Genomic DNA, 18,544 nt, shown 5'->3' on the forward strand with positions numbered 1-18,544 from the left:
CATGCGCTGGACGATTAAACCAAAGCCAGAAGCCGAAAAATTAGCATCCTTAAAGGACGCTTTACAAGTAGATGATATTACAGCTACGCTATTATTACAGCGAGGTATTGAAACCTTTGATGAAGCCAAAGCCTTTTTTCGCCCCGATTTAAACGATTTGCACGATCCATACCTGATGAAAGATATGGATAAAGCGGTTGCGAGAATAGAACAGGCTTTTGCTAATAATGAGAACATTCTCGTTTATGGTGATTATGATGTAGACGGAACGACTTCGGTGGCTTTAATGAGTTTGTATTTAAAAACCAGAACGGACTTAGTGGCGACTTATATTCCTGATCGTTATGATGAAGGTTACGGAATTTCTTTTAAAGGTATTGACTTTGCCAGCGATAATGATTTTACATTAATTGTTGCTTTAGATTGTGGTATTAAAGCGATTGATAAGGTCGAGTATGCTAAACAAAAAGGCATTGATTTTATCATTTGCGATCACCACAGACCGGGCGATACCATTCCAGAAGCGATTGCCGTTTTAGATCCTAAACGTTCAGATTGTGAGTATCCGTACAAAGAATTATGTGGCTGTGGGGTTGGTTTCAAGCTTATTCAGGCACTTGCCGAACGCGATGGTAAAACTATTGAGGATTTAGTTGCTTATTTAGATTTGGTTGCGACAGCTATCGGTGCCGATATTGTTCCGATAACAGGTGAAAATAGGATTTTAGCGTTTTACGGTCTGAAAGTTATTAATGCATTTCCGCGTCCAGGAATTAAAGCGCTTCTCGATCAGGTGAATAAGAAAAATGAATTGACTATTACTGATGTCGTTTTTACTGTAGCCCCCAGAATTAACGCTGCCGGACGCATGAAACACGGTAATTATGCTGTAACATTATTGGCGGAAGTAGATGAAGCTTTGGCGACTACATATGCCGAAGAAATTAACAGTTATAATGAAGACCGTCGTGAAACAGACAGACGCATTACCGAAGAGGCTTTAGAGCAAATTAAAGAAAACAAAGAAGAAGACCGAATCACTTCGGTGGTGTACCATGAAAGTTGGCATAAAGGTGTAATTGGTATTGTAGCGTCCCGTTTAACCGAAACTTATTATCGCCCAACTCTGGTATTTACTAAAAGTGGTGATAAGCTGGCCGCATCGGCACGTTCGGTGGTTGGGTTTGATGTGTATAATGCTCTGGAAGCCTGTAGTGAACATATTGAACAATTTGGTGGACACAAGTACGCAGCCGGATTAACACTAAAAGAAGAAAACTACGAAGTTTTTAAACAGGCGTTTGAAGATGAGGTTACCAAAACAATTGACAGAAGTCTTCTGGTGCCCGAAATTAAAATAGATGCTCAGATTAATTTAAACGATATTACGCCTAAGTTTTATAGAATTTTAAAGCAGTTTGCACCTTTCGGACCAAGTAATATGACACCGGTTTTTATGACGACCAATTTATTGGATACCGGCTGGGGAAAACGTGTTGGAGCCGATCAAACGCATTTGCGTATAACGGTAAAACAATCCGATTCTAATGCTATTGTCGGGATTGGTTTTGGCTTGGGAGATAAAATGGATATTATCTCCAGTCAGGCGCCTTTCGATGCGGTGTATTCCATCGATGAAAATGAGTGGCAGGGCAATGTGTCGTTACAACTTAAATTAAGAGATATAAAGTAATTCATGATTAAAAAAGACCCATACGCGGCGTTACGTTACCGAGAGTTTAATATTTTTTTATTGCTTCGGTTTGTGTTGGTTTTTGGTTGGACCATGCAGTTTATTGTAATCGAATGGCAGGTGTATAGCTTAACCAAAGATCCGCTGTCATTGGGAGTTATTGGGTTAATGGAAATTATTCCGGCCTTTACCATGGCCTTGTTTGCCGGTCATATTGTAGACCAAAATGAAAAACGAAACTTGTTAGCCAAATGTATTTCGGCGTTTTCATTAATTAGTTTGGGGTTATTTTTACTCACTTGGCCTAGAGTCGTCGATGGTTGGTCGACAAAAACTATCTTATACAGTATTTATGCTTTAGTGTTTTTTGGAGGCTTTTTACGCTCGTTTTTTGGTCCCACCATTTTCTCCTTGGTAGCATTATTAGTGCCTAAAAAAGTATATCCCAATGCAGCTACGTGGAATAGTTCTACATGGCAAATGGCAGCTGTGTTAGGGCCTGCTTTCGGGGGGTTTGCTATCAGTTGGATTGGTGTCCACTGGTCGCTATGCATCATTTTCGGATTAATCATTTTGTCGTTAATCATTTTACTTCAAATTAAAAAGAAGCCTATTTTAAATCCTAAAATAGGTGAACCCGTCGTTGAAAGTTTAAAAGAAGGTGTGCGTTTTGTTTTTAAAACCAAAGCTATTTTAGGAGCTTTAACTTTAGATATGGTAGCCGTGTTGTTTGGAGGGGCTATTGCTCTCTTACCGGTTTTTGCTCAGGATATTTTAAAGGTAGGAAGTCAGGGTTTTGGGGTGCTTCGAGCGGCGCCTGCTGTCGGGGCGTTTATCACTATGTTGGTCACAGCTTATATTCCTATTAGTAGAAATGCCGGGATGAAATTACTCGGTGCTATTTTTGGTTTCGGGGTGTGTATTATTGTTTTCGGATTGTCATCCATTTTCTGGGTATCGGTAGCTGCTTTATTTTTTAGTGGGGTAACCGATGGCGTGTCAATGGTAATTCGTCAAACCATTTTACAGCTAAAAACAACTGATAATATGCGTGGTCGTGTATCGTCGGTAAACTCCATGTTTGTTGGGTCTTCAAACGAATTAGGTGCTTTTGAAAGTGGTGTAACGGCGAAATTAATGGGAACGGTAACGGCCGTAGTTTTTGGAGGTACTATGACTTTAATTACGGTAATTACAACAGCAATTGTTTCTCCAAGTTTTAGAAAGTTAGATTTAACTAAGGATTTGGAAGAGCACGAAAAAAGCGATTAATAAGTCTTTAACTCAAATTCTTTTCCGTCAAAAACGCCATAGGTGTAATACGTAATCCAATCGCCAAGATTGATGTATTTTGATTGCTCGTTTAGATTGATTTCTAAAGGTAAATGGCGATGTCCGAAAATAAAGAAATCGCGATGCTCGGTTTCTAATTTGCGTTTACAGTATTGTACAAGCCATTCGTTGTCTTCGCCAAGGAACTTAGCATCTTCGTCACCAGAAATCAGTTTGTTTTTAACCGACATGTATTGGGCTAGCTTAACGCCTAAATCAGGATGTAGCCAACGAAATAACCATTTTGAAAACGGATTGGTAAACACTTTTTTCATGCGTTTGTAGCCTTTGTCACCCGGACCTAAGCCATCGCCGTGACCAATAAAAAATTTGGTGTCGTTAAAGGTGAATTCTTTTGGTTTGTGATAAACCGGAATATTAAGTTCTTCTTCAAAGTAGCCGTTCATCCATAAATCGTGATTACCGACAAAAAAGTAAACAGGAATGCCTGAGTCCGTAATTTCGGCAAGTTTACCCAATGTTCTGGTGAAGCCTTTAGGTACTACGGTTTTATACTCGAACCAAAAGTCGAATAGATCGCCCAATAAAAAAATAGCCGCAGCATCTTGTTTAACCTCATCTAACCAGGCGACAAATTTTTTTTCGCGAGGTAAAGAGTCTTTTGCTGTGGGCGCACCGAGATGATTATCGGAGGCGAAATATATTTTTTTTCCTTCTGGAATTTGCATGCTGTAAATATAATAATTCCTGCTTTCGCAGGAATCGCTTTATTTAGGTTTGTGAATTTGTGTTTGCGTTAGGGGTTGCAGCGGTATCTTTTTTTGAGGCACTGAAATCAATTCAGCACGAGAAAAAGATATAGCGGAAAACCCGACCCGAAACCTCGTGTAGGGTAATGCCCTAAAGGTTGTCGTTAGCATACCACTCGGCAAACGAGCTGTCCGTTTCTTGTAGTTTTAACGAATGCAGCATGATGTGTTCAGGTAAACGGCTTTTAATTTTTTTTGCAAAGTCGATAACCATCATCTCGCTGGTTGGCTGGTAGTCGACTAAAAGCACATTGTGTCCACGATCTTCCAATTCTTTCGCTAACTCAACATGTGGTGTGTTTTTGTTGAAAACAGTGGCGTGATCGAAGACGTTTACAATCTCTTCTTTTACGATTTTTTTAAGATCGCCAAAGTCAATAACCATCCCGTATTTCACATGGTTTTTATCAGAAATAGGTTTACCAAATACCGTTACCGATAGTTTGTAGCTGTGTCCGTGTACATTTTTACACTTACCATCGTACCCGTAAAGGGCATGGCCAGTTTCGAAAGAAAACTGTTTTGTTATGCGGATGTAGGTCATCAAAATAAAAAAATTTATATACAAAGATATTCATTTTGTAAAAGCAATTAGATTTTAGTTTACATTTGCGCGCTTTTATCCACTCAGGATTGATAGTTTTTTGCTTAATTATTTATGAGTCAACTTTTTGAGGCTATTGATTTTGTTGAAAATCCGCTATACGAAAATATTATTTCGGACATCTCAACCCAAAAATTTAGTATTGTAGAAAACTTCTTTACAGACGAAGAAGTCTGTGTTTTGAGGCAGTCGCTAATTGAGAAGCATGAAGAAGATGCTTTTAAAAAAGCTGCAATAGGAAATCGTGTGAATGAAACCATAGAAAAATCGATTCGTGGCGATATGATTTTATGGATGGATGAAAGTAAGGCCGATGCTACTGAACAGTTGTTTTTTAATAAAATAAACGATTTGGTTGGGTATTTAAATAAGACCTGTTTTTTGGGTATTATGCATAAGGAATTTCATTACGCAGTGTACCCTCAGAATACCTTTTATAAGCGCCATATTGATACCTTTCAAAATGATGATCGCCGAAAATTATCCATTGTTTGTTATTTAAACGAAGATGGTTGGTTACCTGAAAATGGAGGAGAATTGGTGTTATATTTAAACGAAAACGGACAGGAAACTGAAAAGGTCATTTATCCGTTTCCTGGTCGCGTGGTTATTTTTGAAAGCCAGATTATAGAACACGAGGTAAAAGTGGTTAATACCGAGCGTTTAAGCATAACTGGGTGGTTAAAAACAAGATAATTAGCGTCTTTTTCTACGGTTATAAACGTAGATGATTACTAACACGATAGCTAATATTAAAAACAGTCTGTTGCCCATAATTTTAAAGGTTTATATTCGTTTTTAAAGGTACACTTTTTGCACGATAATCGAGATTTGAATGTTACAAAACGAGCTTTTAAATTTTAGTCAGTTCTCTTTAATGCTTTGTAAACTCGCCCTGACGATAATTTATTGATTCTTTTTTTTGTTGTAGCGGTATATGGCGTAAGCAATAAGTACCAAAACAATAAAAGGCAACATGGAGCCTATAAAAACGCCAATTTCGTAGCCTTTATTTGGAGCTTGTTTTATTTTATCTTCAATATCAATTTGAAATAAAAGCGTAGTGAATAAACTCATATATAAGATTGCTTATCAAACAAATTTAAGCGTTTTAGACAGGGTTAGGAACTTTTTTCTGAAAAATATAATGAGCGGAAGACCTCTGGCGATAATCCAAAAGGTCATGGCAATAAATATGGCGTGTAGTTTGTAGTTGAAACTATCTAATAAGAACAGGATAGGAATAAAAACGATAAAGGTTGAGAACAGCAGAATATTTCTTAAAAATTTCATCATTCCCAAGCCTTTAAAAATGGCGTCGAAAATAAAGGCTAAAGCACAGAGGGGCTGCATGAGGAGGACAATCCAAAAGGAGCTGTAAAACAAGTTTAAAACTTCGTGATCCTTTGAAAATACACGTCCTATAGGATAGTAGAAGATACCTCCAATTATAGCCAGAATGACTCCAACCACAATACCATATCTTATAAGTTTGTTACTTAATGCCATTAAAGTTTTGTAATCTTTAGCACCGTAAAGTTTTCCTGATAAAATGTTGCCTGCACTGGCGTAACCATCAATAAAAAAGGCACCAAAGAACCATAAGTTAATGGCTATCGTGTATGCTGCAATATGTGCTGTTCCGTAACCTGTGGCAAATCTAGTTGCAAAATATAAGGTAGCATTTAGCGCCAGAGTTCTAACAAATAAATTAAGAATCATGATAATAAATCGGTTGATTTCATGATTTAATGGGAAGCTTAACTTTAACGGAATATTGGTTTTCTTTAACAGGTAGTAGGCTGAAAGTATAGCCATAATACATTGTGAAATCAGGCTTGCATATGCCGCGCCTTTAATGTTTAAAACAGGAATAATTCCTTCAATACCAAATACCAGAACAACATCTAAAACAATATTGGTTAAAGCCCCAACAATAGCAATAATCATCGGGTAATAGGTGTTTTGTAATCCTCTGAAGGTACCAAAAACAGCAATTGAAAATAAGGTAAACGGAAAACCGAAGACCCTAATTTTATAATATTCCGAAGTGTAATCTAAAATAACACCCGAAGCATTATAGAGTCTAAAAATGGTATTGGTAAATGGAAAGGTTGTGAGGATGATAATAATACTCAGAGCGGTAATTATGAAAATCGCTTGAGCCGGCAGATTTTTTATTTTATCAACTTTATTAGCGCCAACGTATTGAGAAACGATAGATGAAATGGCACTTCGCGTTTGTCCTAAAACCCAAATTAACATCGAGATGAATGTGCCCACAATACCAACCGCTGCTAGCGATTCGGTAGCATTAACCTCCATGTTTCCAACAATGGCTGTGTCTGTAATGGATAAAATAGGTTCTGAAATTCCGGCGATTAACGCAGGAATAGCCAGTTTGTTAATGTGTTTAAAGCTTAAGGTGCGATTCATAAATTTTCTGCTAAACAAATGGCAAAGGTCGTAATTTTTAATGGTTTAGGTTTTCCGGATTAAAAATCGGTCTTAAGAGAATGTTATAATTTTATTTAGTGTAATGCAAAATGTTTTACATTTACACTCGATTTTCAATAATTATCTTAAATTTAGATTTCAAAAGTCATCAATATGAAAAATATTTTAGTTCCGGTAGGGTCTTCGTCAAATGCTTTAAGCAATTTACAGTATGCTGTAGATTTTGCTGAAGCTTTTGGAGCTAAACTTTACGTGGTGCAGGTGTATAATGTATACACTAAGGCAGGAACGATGCTTAAAGTTGATGACATTATTGAACGTGAAAGTAAGGCTTATTTAAGTGACTTGGTGTCTCAAATTGACACTAAAAATGTTGAGATTATTATCAAAACCTTTAAAGGAAAATTAATTGATACCTTGGAATTGGCCTGTAAAGTTGGTGATATCGATTTAATTTTAATTGAGCCAAGAACGACATCAATTAGTGATGAGGTGTATTTAGGGAAAACCTCTGGTAAAATTATTAAGCACACCCAAATACCGGCTTTAATTGTACCCGAAGGTTACAAGTTTAAACCGGTATCTAATATTTTATTTGCGGTGAAGTCGGCTATTATTAAAAAAGCTGATGTATTGAATCCTCTTAAATCGGTTAAAGAGCAATTTAAATCATTGGTAAATTTACTATTGGTAAAAACGCCATTTTATGGTGAAGGAGACTTTGTGGTAAATGATGAGTTGAAGGCTTTGGTAGATTCGACATCTGAAACTGTGAACGCAACAACTTATCAAGGGGTTTTAGAACATTTTCAGGCCAATCAACCGGATATGTTATGCGTGGTAAGACGCAAACGTGGCTTTTTTGTAAAAGCTTGGGAGAAAAATATTATCTTGAAAAAAGAATTTTACAGCTCGATACCAGTATTGGTATTAAGCGGATTAAAATAAAATATGGGGGATTAGCTCAGTTGGCTAGAGCGTTTGGCTGGCAGCCAAAAGGTCACCGGTTCGAGCCCGGTATTCTCCACAAAACTCCAGAGAATTTTCTCTGGAGTTTTTTTATATACTAAAGTTTGAGAATAACAATTAACTTTATTAAGTATATTTGAAAAAGTGTTTTGTAGACACTTACTTCTTTTTTCTGAAAAAGAAATATATTATTCAATAAATCTTGCATAACTTTAAGAGAGAGATTTGATTTTGGGATTAATAATCATTTTAAATGCATAGCATTAGTTTAAAGGAATTTAAAGAATATTTCGACAATCAGTACATGTCTTTATGTTTGTTTGCCAATAAGTATATTGGCGATTTAGAACTTGCAAAAGATATTGTACAGGATGTGTTTGTTAAAATATGGGAAGATAAAATTACCTTTAAAAATGAAAATAATATTAAAACTTACTTATACGCTTCTGTAAAAAATAAATGCCTGGATTACCTTAAGAGTAAGATGTATAAATCAACAGCACAACTTTCTGATAAGGACATACAAAAGATGGAGACCGAACCATTTTTTTTGAGAGAAGTTGCTTTGGTAGAAACCTCTAAAATAATACATCAGGCTATTGAGACTTTGCCAAAAAAATGTGCAGAAATATTATTATTAAGTATTCAAGAGTATAGCAATCAGGATATTGCAACCGAACTTAATATTTCTGTCAATACGGTTAAAGCACAGAAAAAAATAGCTTACAAAAAGCTCAAACCCATTTTAAAAGAATACTTTCTTTTTCTTGTCTTTGCTTTAGAATAGGCATTTTGGGATTACTGTAATTTCAATAGGTATTTTGTAGTAATATGTTAATTTGATAGCTTTCAAATATCCTCTATTTCATAATTTCTTAAAAAAAGGTGAAATTTTTTTAACCCCCCTTTACTCTTCTGTCGTCTTATAGTTAAATGAGCATACAAATAGGTTAAATAAATATATTTTAAATGCCAGTTTTCAATAAAATATTTAAACTTTCAAAAAAAACGGCAACGTCGTTACTGAAAAATAAGTCCCCTAAACGGCTGCTTAAATCAGACCTGTTCTCTGATGAGGATAAAGCTTATATCCTAAACGAATTAACTAATAAGGAAGCTATTGATAAGCGTCAAGCTTTATTACAACAAATAAATCAGGATGCTGACTGGCAATTAGTGGAAAAGCAAATAACAAACCCTGTTAGAAAGCTTAATTGGTATTACACTGCCGCAGCTGTATTGGTTGCATTCTTGGCGGTAGCCTATTTAATTAAGCAGAACTATCCTTCAGGTGAAGTACCTCATATTATTGTGAATAATATAGAAACAGGATCAGATAAAGCAACGTTAACTTTAGAAGATGGTACACATGTGGAACTGGGTGAAGGTAGTTCGTTTCAAGGAGAAAATGCCAATAGCGATGGGGATAACCTTGTGTATAAAAAGCCAGTTTCTAAATATAATCAAATCGCATATAATTATTTAACCATTCCCAGAGGTGGGCAGTTTATTGTTGAGCTTTCCGATGGTACTAAGGTGTGGTTAAATTCAGAATCGCAATTAAAATACCCAGTAAGTTTTGTTGATGGCGATACCCGTAAGGTTGAATTAGTATATGGTGAAGCTTATTTTGATGTGTCATCAAGTACCGAAAATAAAGGGTCTAAATTCAAAGTCTACAACAATAAGCAGGAAATTAAGGTTTTAGGAACTGAGTTTAATGTAAAGGCCTATAAAGAAGAATTTAACGTATACACGACTTTGGTTGAAGGTAAAGTAGAGGTTGGTATAGATGACAAAAAAGAGGTTTTAAAACCGAGTCAGCAAGCCAACCTCGATTTACAAACCAACTCATTTAAGGTATATGAGGTTGATGTATACAATGAAATTTCATGGCGAGAAGGCATCTTCAGCTTTGAAAATAAAAGTTTAAAGGAAATTATGACGGTGCTTTCGAGATGGTATGATACTGAAGTGATTTTTGAAAATAAAGCCCTTGAAAACGAAGAATTTATTGGTGTTTTAGGGAAGAATCAGAATATCACTGAGATTCTTAACACCATTCAGAATTTCGGAATCATTTCTGATTACCAGATAAACGATAAGACCATTATTTTAAAATAAAAAAGAGAACGAAGTTTTGACATTTGGCGGTATCGAACTTCGTCTCTCCTAAACTAAATTAATTAAAACCTATGTTTAACTAATCCAACAACTAAATTATGAAAATTAAATTAATTACGGACCGTTCGCGTACGCGAAAACGGCTGCTATTGTTTATTATGAGAACATTTATCTTCTTATTATGTACTACTGTTTTCAGTTTGAATTCAGTAAATGTGTTTTCACAGGAAGAAGTATTTATTAGCAAGGATGAAGTGGTAAGTGTCGATAGGGTGTTCAAAATTATAAAAGAACAAACTGATTATCATTTTATTTATCCTAAGGACTTATTTAAGAATACCCCTAAAGTTCAATTGAAAAAGGGGTTAGTTAAGATTCAGGATTTGCTTAACGAAAGCTTAGAATCTGATAATCTCAATTTTGAAGTCTCTAAAAATAACACCATTGTTATAAAGAAAAGAGCAGAGCTGATTATATATGAAGATCAGGGAATTCAGATTTCGGGCACTGTTGTAGATGCCTCCGGATTACCGCTTCCGGGAGCTAATATTATATTGAAAGGCACTAATACAGGAGCGCAAACCGATTTTGATGGAAGATTTTCTTTAACGGTAAACGATGAAAATGTGGTACTTGTTGTGTCGTACGTCGGGTACACTACTCGTGAAGTTTCGGTTGGAGGCAAAACATCTTTAACCGTCGTATTAAGAGAAAATGCAGCAGCACTAGACGAGGTTGTTGTTGTGGGCTACGGGACTCAGAAAAAATCAGATTTAACAGGTTCTGTAAGTGTTGTAGATGTAGAAGAAGCAAAAAAAACCGTCACCTATGATGCCGCTAAAATGTTACAAGGTCAGGTTGCTGGCGTTACCGTACAATCTTCAGGTGAACCGGGAGGATTTGTCAATATAAAAATTAGAGGGGTTAATTCCTTTAGTAATAACAATCCACTATTTGTTATTGATGGGATGATTGTAGATAGCCCATTCGATTTTGCGCCGGGAGATATTGAGTCCATGCAAGTGTTAAAAGATGCCTCGGCTGCGGCAATTTACGGTGTTCGAGGGGCTAATGGGGTGGTTATTATTACCACTAAAAAGGGAAAAGCAGGACAATTAAGCGTGAATCTGAAATCGTTATTTGGTATTCAAAATGTAGCCAACACATGGTCGGTTACCGATAGATTAGGGTATCAAAATATTACCAGCGCAGCTGAAGTTAATGCTGGTTTAAGTGTTGCTCCGGGCAACGATCCGAACAATGCTTCGTATATTGATGATGTTAATACCGATTGGCAAGATGCGGCTTTTAAAACGGGGTATATTGAAAATCATTCGGTAAGTGTTAACGGAGGCGCTGAAAGTTTGGGATACAATTTAAATCTGGATTACTTTAAAAACAGTAGTTATGTAGATTCACCTCAGGATTACGAACGTATTTCAACCAATTTAAACTTAAACGGTCAAAAAGGTAAATTTAAGTATGGAGCGAAAATAGGATATACCGATTCTGGTAAAGAAAATTTTAATGAGTATTTGGCAGGGCAATCGGCAATTTCAGATATAGTTGGGGCTATTCCAACCATGCCAGTTTATGATGAAAACAGATTAGGAGGTTACGGTGGTACCGATAATTTAACGCAACGTGCGATTTCTATGAATGCTATCGGATATAATAATTTGATAGATAATACCGCTAGAAGAAATCGCTTTATTGGTGATGTTTGGGGAGAAATAGAAATCGTTAAAGGCTTAAAGTATAAGTTAGATGCGAGTTTCGATCGTTTAGACTGGAAGAACAGAACTTTTATTCCGCCGAGTGATTTGGGTTGGTATTATATTACAACTAACGATGAAGCCTCTTTGGATGTGTCTACAGGTAATCAAACTAGAACCTTCTTGAATAACTTATTAACTTATAATGTAGAGTTGGGTAAACATAACATTTCTGTATTAGGAGGTTTAATTCAAGAGCGTAACGAAAATTACAACCATTGGTCTAGAGGTGTTGGTTACGAGCCGGGCACAATTAGTCATTTAGAATATGCCGATGCAACAAGCACTGGGGAGTTCGAAAGTACTATAACAGGTATTTCTTATTTAAGTCGTTTAAACTATTCTTATGATGACCGTTATTTAATTACAGCAAATTTCAGACAAGATAGAACATCTTTGTTTAGTGAAATTAATAATAAAGGAAATTTCTATTCTTTCTCAGGCGCTTGGAAATTAAGTAATGAGCATTTTATTACTTTACCAGACTGGTTAAGTTCGGTAAAATTAAGAGGAGGTTACGGGGAATTAGGAAACAATACGATTCCGCCGTATTTTTTCGCAACTACTACAAACCAGTTTGCAAGCTATAATTTTAATAATGAATTAGCTCCAGGTACTACTGTGGTGAGTTCTTTAGATCCGGATGTGCATTGGGAGATTACAAAAACAACCAATGCGGCCATTGAATTAGGCTTTTTTAATAATGCATTACAGGTTACCGGAGAGTATTACGTGAAAAAATCTACCGATTTATTAATTGGTGTACCACTACCATATTCAACAGGAGCATTTCCGGCAAGTATTACAACAAATGCAGGAGCGGTAGAAAATAAAGGATTTGAGTTTACAGCTTCTTATAGTAATTATAAGAACGAGTTTCAGTATAATATTTCAGCTAACTTGGGAACGCTTAAAAATGAAGTGTTACAGATTGGTTTGGACGGAAATCCAATTTATGGAGCGGCGTCAAAAACTGAAGTTGGACGTTCTATTGGAGAGATTTTTGCCTATGAAACCGATGGTATTTTTCAATCTGCTGAAGAGGTAGCAAATTCTCCAACGCAAATTGGTGCTGCCGCCGGAGATATTAAATTTAAAGATCAGCTAACCGTAGATACAGATGGTGATGGTGAGCCAGATGCTGCTGATGGAATAATTAATGATCAGGACAGAACATATCAAGGTATCACAATTCCAAAATATAGCTATGGTCTAAACTTTAGCTGTAATTATAAAAATTTTGATTTATCATTTTTTTTCCAAGGAGCAGGAGGACATAAAGCCTTCAACGGGTTGTATCGTAATTTAATGGTGGGTCAATATGGTAATCACCATACCGATATGTTAGATTACTGGACACCAACAAATACTGACACCAATGTACCGCGTCCAATAATTGGAGATCCAAATGCAAACCTTAGAGATTCAAACCGTTTTGTTGAAAATGCCGATTACGTCAAGCTTCAGAATATCGAATTAGGTTATAAAATTCCAATCGGAACGAACGGTGTTGTACAGGATGCGAAAGTGTATATTAATGCTCAAAATGTGTTTACTATTAGTGATTATCGTGGTTACGATCCGGATTTTAATAGTAACGACGGGTTATTCTCCAGAGGTTATGATGGAGGGTCTTTCCCGAATCCAAGAACCATTTCTTTAGGTGTTCAATTAGGTTTTTAAGGGGTAATTAATAATTAAAAAGAAATCAAAATGAAATATATAAATTTAAAATATGTATCACTTTTCCTTTCCTTATCAATCGTGTTAAGCAGTTGTGTGGCAGAGGATGATTTAATACAGGTAGACCCTAATAACGATGCTGTAGATTCGTTTTGGGCTGATGATCAAGACGCATTACAAGGTGTAAATGCCGCTTACGGTAGTTTACTCACCGATGGAACTTACATGCGAAGTACCCCGTTATTATTAGATTTAAAAGGCGATGACTCTAGAAGTAATAGTCCATGGGGGTCAATGTACAATGTTGGGCGATTCAATTCAAATGTGGCAGATCCTGCTATTTACGGATGGGCTTACGAAACCTATTATCAGGGAATTTATCGTTCCAATCAGGTCTTAGATAAAGTACCGGGTATTGCTATGGAAGATGAAGACCTTAAAAACAGAATTTTAGGACAGGCGTATTTTTTAAGAGGTCTGTACTTATTTCATGCAGTTAACCTGTTTAAAAATGTACCGGTTCCAGTGGAATTGGCGGCATTTTATCCTCAAAAAACAGAGGCAGAAGGATGGGCTCAGGTGATTGAAGATTTTAAAACCGCTTCAGTTATGTTACCAGTTTCTTACACCACTGGTATTTCTGGTTTAGATGCTGGCGAGGTTGGTCGTGCAACTAAAGGGGCGGCTTTAGCCTATTTAGGAAAAGCATATTTGTTTAATAAGGATTTTATTAATGCTAGAGATGCTTTTAAGGCGGTGATAGATTTAAACGTATATTCCTTAGTAACTAACTATCGAGATAATTTCACTGATAAAAATGAAAATAATTCAGAGTCTGTTTTTGAAGTACAATTCAGTAGAGAAGCAGGTGGTGTAGATTTAGGATGGGGTGGTGCGCCACAATCAGGATGGGGTAAAACTTCTGCAAGAGCTATCACTTATGGGCCAAGAGCTTTTGGTTGGACTGATGTGCAACCAACATTGGCATTATTTAATGAATTCCATGAAGAGACTACCGTTTCAGGAGAGGTTGATCCTCGTTTAGATGCGACCATGTTTTACAACAAACCGGGGGGCATGATGTTATACGGACAAGATTTTGCGACATTTTACGGGAACAATCCAGCAGATTTAAATGATTTATTCTGTAGAAAATACCAGAATTCTGATGGTGAATATGCTAACGAATACGATTGGCGTTCAGGTATTAACGAGCGTTTAATGCGCTATGCTGATGTGTTATTAATGTATGCGGAAACGTTAAATGAAACTGGAGCTACAGCATCAGCTTATACTTATATTCAAGAGGTAAGGAATCGTGTTAATTTACCGGATTTAAGTGTTACAAAGCCAGGGATGAGTCAGGAAGAAATGCGTGAACAAATTGGGCATGAACGCTTTTTGGAGTTCGCTTTAGAAGGACACCGCTTCGATGATATTCGCCGTTGGGGCTGGTTAGATGATACCAATAAATTAAACTGGTTAAAAGCCAGAGATGCCGAATATGCAACCTATTCTAAAGGAAGAGAATATTTCCCGATACCTCAGTTGGAAATCGATAATAATCCAGGAACCGATCAAAATTTCGGTTACTAAAAAATCTCAGGATTTATTATTTGAGTTAATTATTCTTCATATGGCAAGTTTATAAAAACTTGCCATATGATTTAAAAACGTGTTATATAATAGAATGCTTCGTTGTTAAATGAAGTGTTTGTTTTAAATGTTAATATTACAGTTATTTACTTTCACGTCTTGGATATATTAACTTTTTTTAATTTATTTGTAAGTGTACATTAAACACTTATAGTGTTTGTAGAGAAAAATGTATAAAATTTATACCAACAACTAATGACAGCTTTAAAAACTAAACTATTAAAACCCTTGGCCTTATTTGTAATAGCTACAGCGGGTTTGAATGCACAAAATAATACAACTTCAATATCCATTCAGGTAGATGATAATGCACCAGTAATAAGCAAACATATTTATGGGCATTTTGCTGAACATCTAGGGCGATCTGTTTACGATGGTTTTTATGTAGGAGAAGATAGCGAAATACCAAACACAAACGGTATTAGAAATGACATTGTTGAAGCCCTTAAAGGATTAAAGATTCCTAATTTGCGCTGGCCGGGAGGTTGCTTTGCAGATGAGTACCATTGGAAAGATGGGGTGGGTCCAAAAGCAGAAAGACCTGTTATTGTGAATACCCATTGGGGTATGGTAGAAGAGGATAACAGTTTTGGAACTCATGAGTTTTTAGAGTTATGTGAGTTGCTTGGTGCTGAGCCTTATTTGGCAGGGAATGTAGGTAGTGGAACGGTTGAAGAATTAAATGATTGGGTAGAGTATTGTAATTACGATGGTAATACAAGCATGGCCCAATGGAGAAAAGCCAATGGGCAGGAAGAACCGTGGCGCGTGAAATACTGGGGTATTGGAAATGAAAGTTGGGGCTGCGGCGGAAATATGACACCTGAATATTTTGCGAATTTATACAGACAATACGCTACTTATGCAAGAAACTATCCGGGAATAGATATTAAAAGAATAGCTTCTGGTGCCGATGCCGATAATTATCGTTGGACCGAAGTAATGATGCGCGATGTGCCACATGGTATGATGTGGGGACTTTCGGTACATTATTATACTCGTACAGGGTGGCCACCTTCAGGTTCTGCTACAAAATTTGATGAATCTGATTATTTCTCTATCATGAAAACCTGTTTAAAAACCAGCGAAATTTTAGATAATCATATCGCCATCATGGATAAATATGATCCGAAAAAGAGAGTGGCTTTAGTGGTTGATGAATGGGGAAGTTGGTATGCTGTTGAAGAAGGAACAAATCCAGGGTTTGCCTATCAGCAAAATTCTATGCGTGATGCCATGATTGCTGGAATTACATTAAATATGCTTCATGAAAGAGCTGACAGAATTAAAATGGCTAATCTTGCACAGGCAGTTAATGTATTACAGGCAGTGATTTTAACGAAGGACGAAAAAATGTTATTAACGCCTACGTATCACGTTATGAAAATGTATACAGCGCATCAGGATGCCAAATTGTTGCCGCTTTCATTCGACTCTCCGGAGTATAATTTCAATGGAGAATCACTTCCGGCAATTTCAGCATCTGCTTCAAAGGATAAAGAAGGATTAGTCCATATTTCTTTGGTGAATATCGATTCTAAGAAAGAAAATACGATTGAAATTGATTGTGCCAATTTAGGAATAAAGGATTTTACTGCGAACATCGTAGCATCCAAGCATTTACAAGACCATAATACATTTGATAATCCTTCAACAGTTAAAGTTGAAGATTTTAAAGATTTCAAATTCAAAAAGAATAAGCTTACTATAACCATTCCTCCGTTTTCTGTTGTGATGCTGGAGGGGAAATAATATGTGAGTTTATGAAAACGTTTAAAATATTTAAAATTGAAGTTCTAAGAATTTTATTTTTAGTGGCTTTGACACTTATGAGCTGTTCCAAAGATGATACTGAAAACTTTGAAAAGGCAGGAACAGTTATTAGTAAAGAATGTTCTGGAATAACGCAGATTATTACCTATGCCGATGGAAATGGAGGAACTTATACCAGTTCAGTTGTAAATTCTGTGGAGTGTGGATACGAACCTCCTGTAGTAGAGACTTTTGATGGTCCGACGTATGTCGACAATTATTCATCAATTACTTCATGGAGTAGCCGTTCGCAATGGAATTTAGCTAATGTACACGATCCGTCGGTTGTTAAAGATGGTGAGTACTATTACATGTATCAAACCGATGCGTCCTATGGAAATGCGCATGATGGACATGGGCATTTTCATCACCGTAGATCGAAAGATTTAGTAAACTGGGAATATCGAGGCAGTACCATGACAGCTGCACCTACTTGGGTGAAAGATACTCTAAACAGTATGCGATCTAAAATGGATCCTGTTTTGCCGGCTATCGAAAATCCACAGTATGGTTATTGGGCACCTTGCGTGAGAAAGGTAGGTGATAAATTCAGAATGTACTACAGTATAGTGGTTATAGAGCCAATTGTAGGAACCGATTTTAATACTTCATGGAGTGAGCGTGCGTTTATTGGGTTGATGGAAACTGATGATTTGGCGACTAATATCTGGACTGACAAAGGTATGGTGGTTTGCTCAGTAGCCGATGGATTAGAGACATATGCCAGAGCTGGAGGAAATGATTGGAGTGCATATTTTAAGTACAATGCCATCGATCCAACATTTATAGAAACGCCTCAAAATGAGCAGTACTTAGTTTATGGGTCTTGGCATTCAGGAATAGCAGCTTTAAAGTTAAATCCGGATACCGGAAAACCAGACAAATTAGAAACTTTAGAAGATTACGGAGTAACCATTGCTAAGCGAGGGAGTAGCCGTTGGCAGGCTTCAGAAGGAGCTGAAATTTTATATAATCCGGATACCGATTACTACTATTTGTTTATGGCTTACGATGAATTGTCTGTAGCTTATAATACCAGAGTAGCACGATCAAAAAATATCACCGGACCATACTTGGGAATTAATGGAGCAAATGTTTCAGCTGGAGCAGATTGTTACCCGATGTTAACGCATCCGTATAGTTTTAAAAACCATACAGGATGGGTTGGATTTGCACATAATGCAGTATTTCAAAATCCGGATACGCAGGAATGGTTTTATGCATCTCAGGCTCGGTTACCTGAAAATGTTCCAGGGATAGCAGTTTCTAACGCGATTATGATGGGACATGTACGCGAAATTCAATGGACCGAAGATGGTTGGCCGGTTATTGCTCCAGAGCGTTATGCCGGAGTGCCAGAAACTGAAATTACAGAAGCCTCTTTTGTTGGCACTTGGGAGCATATTGACATGGGGTATCAGTACAGAACTATTCAAACGTCTAAAACCATATACCTTACCGCAGATAAGAAAATTACAGGGGGTATTACCGGAAGTTGGTCTTATGATAGTGCTTTAAAGACATTAACGATTAACGGGGTGAAATGTAAAGTAAAAGATGCCTGGGACTGGGAGGCTGATACACGAAAAGTAACGATTACTTATTCTGGTCTTACGGCAGGTGGTTTGCCGGTTTGGGGAAAGAAAATATAAATGGATGACTAAAAAGA

At 36.7% G+C, this 18,544-nt stretch carries 14 protein-coding genes and 1 tRNA gene; 11 read left to right on the forward strand and 4 right to left on the reverse strand.

From position 1 onward, the window contains the following. The first annotated feature begins 1 nt into the window (after nt 1). Both recJ and ICJ84_RS15240 read left to right on the forward strand, forming a co-directional pair. On the forward strand, nt 2-1,693 hold the full coding sequence (gene recJ / locus ICJ84_RS15235; RefSeq protein ID WP_188217280.1) for a single-stranded-DNA-specific exonuclease RecJ: 1,692 nt from the start codon (nt 2-4) through the stop codon (nt 1,691-1,693). Nucleotides 1,694-1,696: 3 nt separating this feature from the next. Beyond that, entirely contained in the window at nt 1,697-2,965 is a 1,269-nt protein-coding gene (locus ICJ84_RS15240) for an MFS transporter (RefSeq protein ID WP_188217281.1), read from the forward strand. On the opposite strand, the gene ICJ84_RS15245 is transcribed toward ICJ84_RS15240, so the two are convergent. Together ICJ84_RS15245 and ICJ84_RS15250 are read right to left on the reverse strand one after the other, a co-directional pair. Next, nucleotides 2,962-3,714: a UDP-2,3-diacylglucosamine diphosphatase gene (locus ICJ84_RS15245; RefSeq protein ID WP_188217282.1), complete on the reverse strand. Its 753-nt coding sequence runs from the start codon at nt 3,712-3,714 to the stop codon at nt 2,962-2,964. The genes ICJ84_RS15240 and ICJ84_RS15245 overlap by 4 nt on opposite strands. A gap of 172 nt (nt 3,715-3,886) precedes the next feature. After that, complete coding sequence (locus ICJ84_RS15250) at nt 3,887-4,339, reverse strand: 6-pyruvoyl trahydropterin synthase family protein (RefSeq protein WP_188217283.1); 453 nt, start codon at nt 4,337-4,339, stop codon at nt 3,887-3,889. Between the two features lie 114 nt (nt 4,340-4,453). On the opposite strand from ICJ84_RS15250, the gene ICJ84_RS15255 reads away from it, so the two are divergent. Further along, the gene (locus tag ICJ84_RS15255) at nt 4,454-5,095 is read left to right on the forward strand and encodes a 2OG-Fe(II) oxygenase (protein ID WP_188217284.1); all 642 of its coding nucleotides are present in this window, start codon (nt 4,454-4,456) and stop codon (nt 5,093-5,095) included. Between the two features lie 210 nt (nt 5,096-5,305). On the opposite strand, the gene ICJ84_RS15260 is transcribed toward ICJ84_RS15255, so the two are convergent. Next, nucleotides 5,306-5,476, reverse strand: coding sequence for a hypothetical protein (locus tag ICJ84_RS15260; protein ID WP_188217285.1), 171 nt, complete (start codon nt 5,474-5,476; stop codon nt 5,306-5,308). Between the two features lie 15 nt (nt 5,477-5,491). After that, nucleotides 5,492-6,835 (reverse strand): MATE family efflux transporter, encoded by a 1,344-nt coding sequence (locus tag ICJ84_RS15265; protein WP_188217286.1) that lies wholly within the window; start codon nt 6,833-6,835, stop codon nt 5,492-5,494. Nucleotides 6,836-7,009: 174 nt separating this feature from the next. On the opposite strand from ICJ84_RS15265, the gene ICJ84_RS15270 reads away from it, so the two are divergent. From ICJ84_RS15270 to ICJ84_RS15305, 8 genes are all read left to right on the forward strand, one after another. After that, on the forward strand, nt 7,010-7,804 hold the full coding sequence (locus ICJ84_RS15270; protein WP_188217287.1) for a universal stress protein: 795 nt from the start codon (nt 7,010-7,012) through the stop codon (nt 7,802-7,804). Nucleotides 7,805-7,809: 5 nt separating this feature from the next. Beyond that, nucleotides 7,810-7,883, forward strand: a tRNA-Ala gene (locus tag ICJ84_RS15275). Between the two features lie 195 nt (nt 7,884-8,078). After that, nucleotides 8,079-8,612, forward strand: a complete 534-nt coding sequence (locus tag ICJ84_RS15280; protein WP_188217288.1) for an RNA polymerase sigma-70 factor — start codon at nt 8,079-8,081, stop codon at nt 8,610-8,612. A 182-nt stretch (nt 8,613-8,794) separates the two neighbouring features. After that, entirely contained in the window at nt 8,795-9,949 is a 1,155-nt protein-coding gene (locus ICJ84_RS15285) for a FecR family protein (RefSeq protein WP_188217289.1), read from the forward strand. Nucleotides 9,950-10,107: 158 nt separating this feature from the next. After that, entirely contained in the window at nt 10,108-13,407 is a 3,300-nt protein-coding gene (locus ICJ84_RS15290) for a SusC/RagA family TonB-linked outer membrane protein (protein ID WP_188217290.1), read from the forward strand. Between the two features lie 30 nt (nt 13,408-13,437). Continuing rightward, nucleotides 13,438-15,003 (forward strand): RagB/SusD family nutrient uptake outer membrane protein, encoded by a 1,566-nt coding sequence (locus ICJ84_RS15295; RefSeq protein ID WP_188217291.1) that lies wholly within the window; start codon nt 13,438-13,440, stop codon nt 15,001-15,003. Between the two features lie 255 nt (nt 15,004-15,258). Further along, nucleotides 15,259-16,815: an alpha-N-arabinofuranosidase gene (locus ICJ84_RS15300; protein ID WP_188217292.1), complete on the forward strand. Its 1,557-nt coding sequence runs from the start codon at nt 15,259-15,261 to the stop codon at nt 16,813-16,815. Between the two features lie 11 nt (nt 16,816-16,826). Continuing rightward, the gene (locus tag ICJ84_RS15305; RefSeq protein ID WP_241748771.1) at nt 16,827-18,527 is read left to right on the forward strand and encodes an arabinan endo-1,5-alpha-L-arabinosidase; all 1,701 of its coding nucleotides are present in this window, start codon (nt 16,827-16,829) and stop codon (nt 18,525-18,527) included. The last annotated feature ends 17 nt before the right edge of the window (nt 18,528-18,544 follow it).

This window comes from Aestuariibaculum suncheonense (genome assembly GCF_014596935.1).
GTDB lineage: Bacteria > Bacteroidota > Bacteroidia > Flavobacteriales > Flavobacteriaceae > Aestuariibaculum > Aestuariibaculum suncheonense.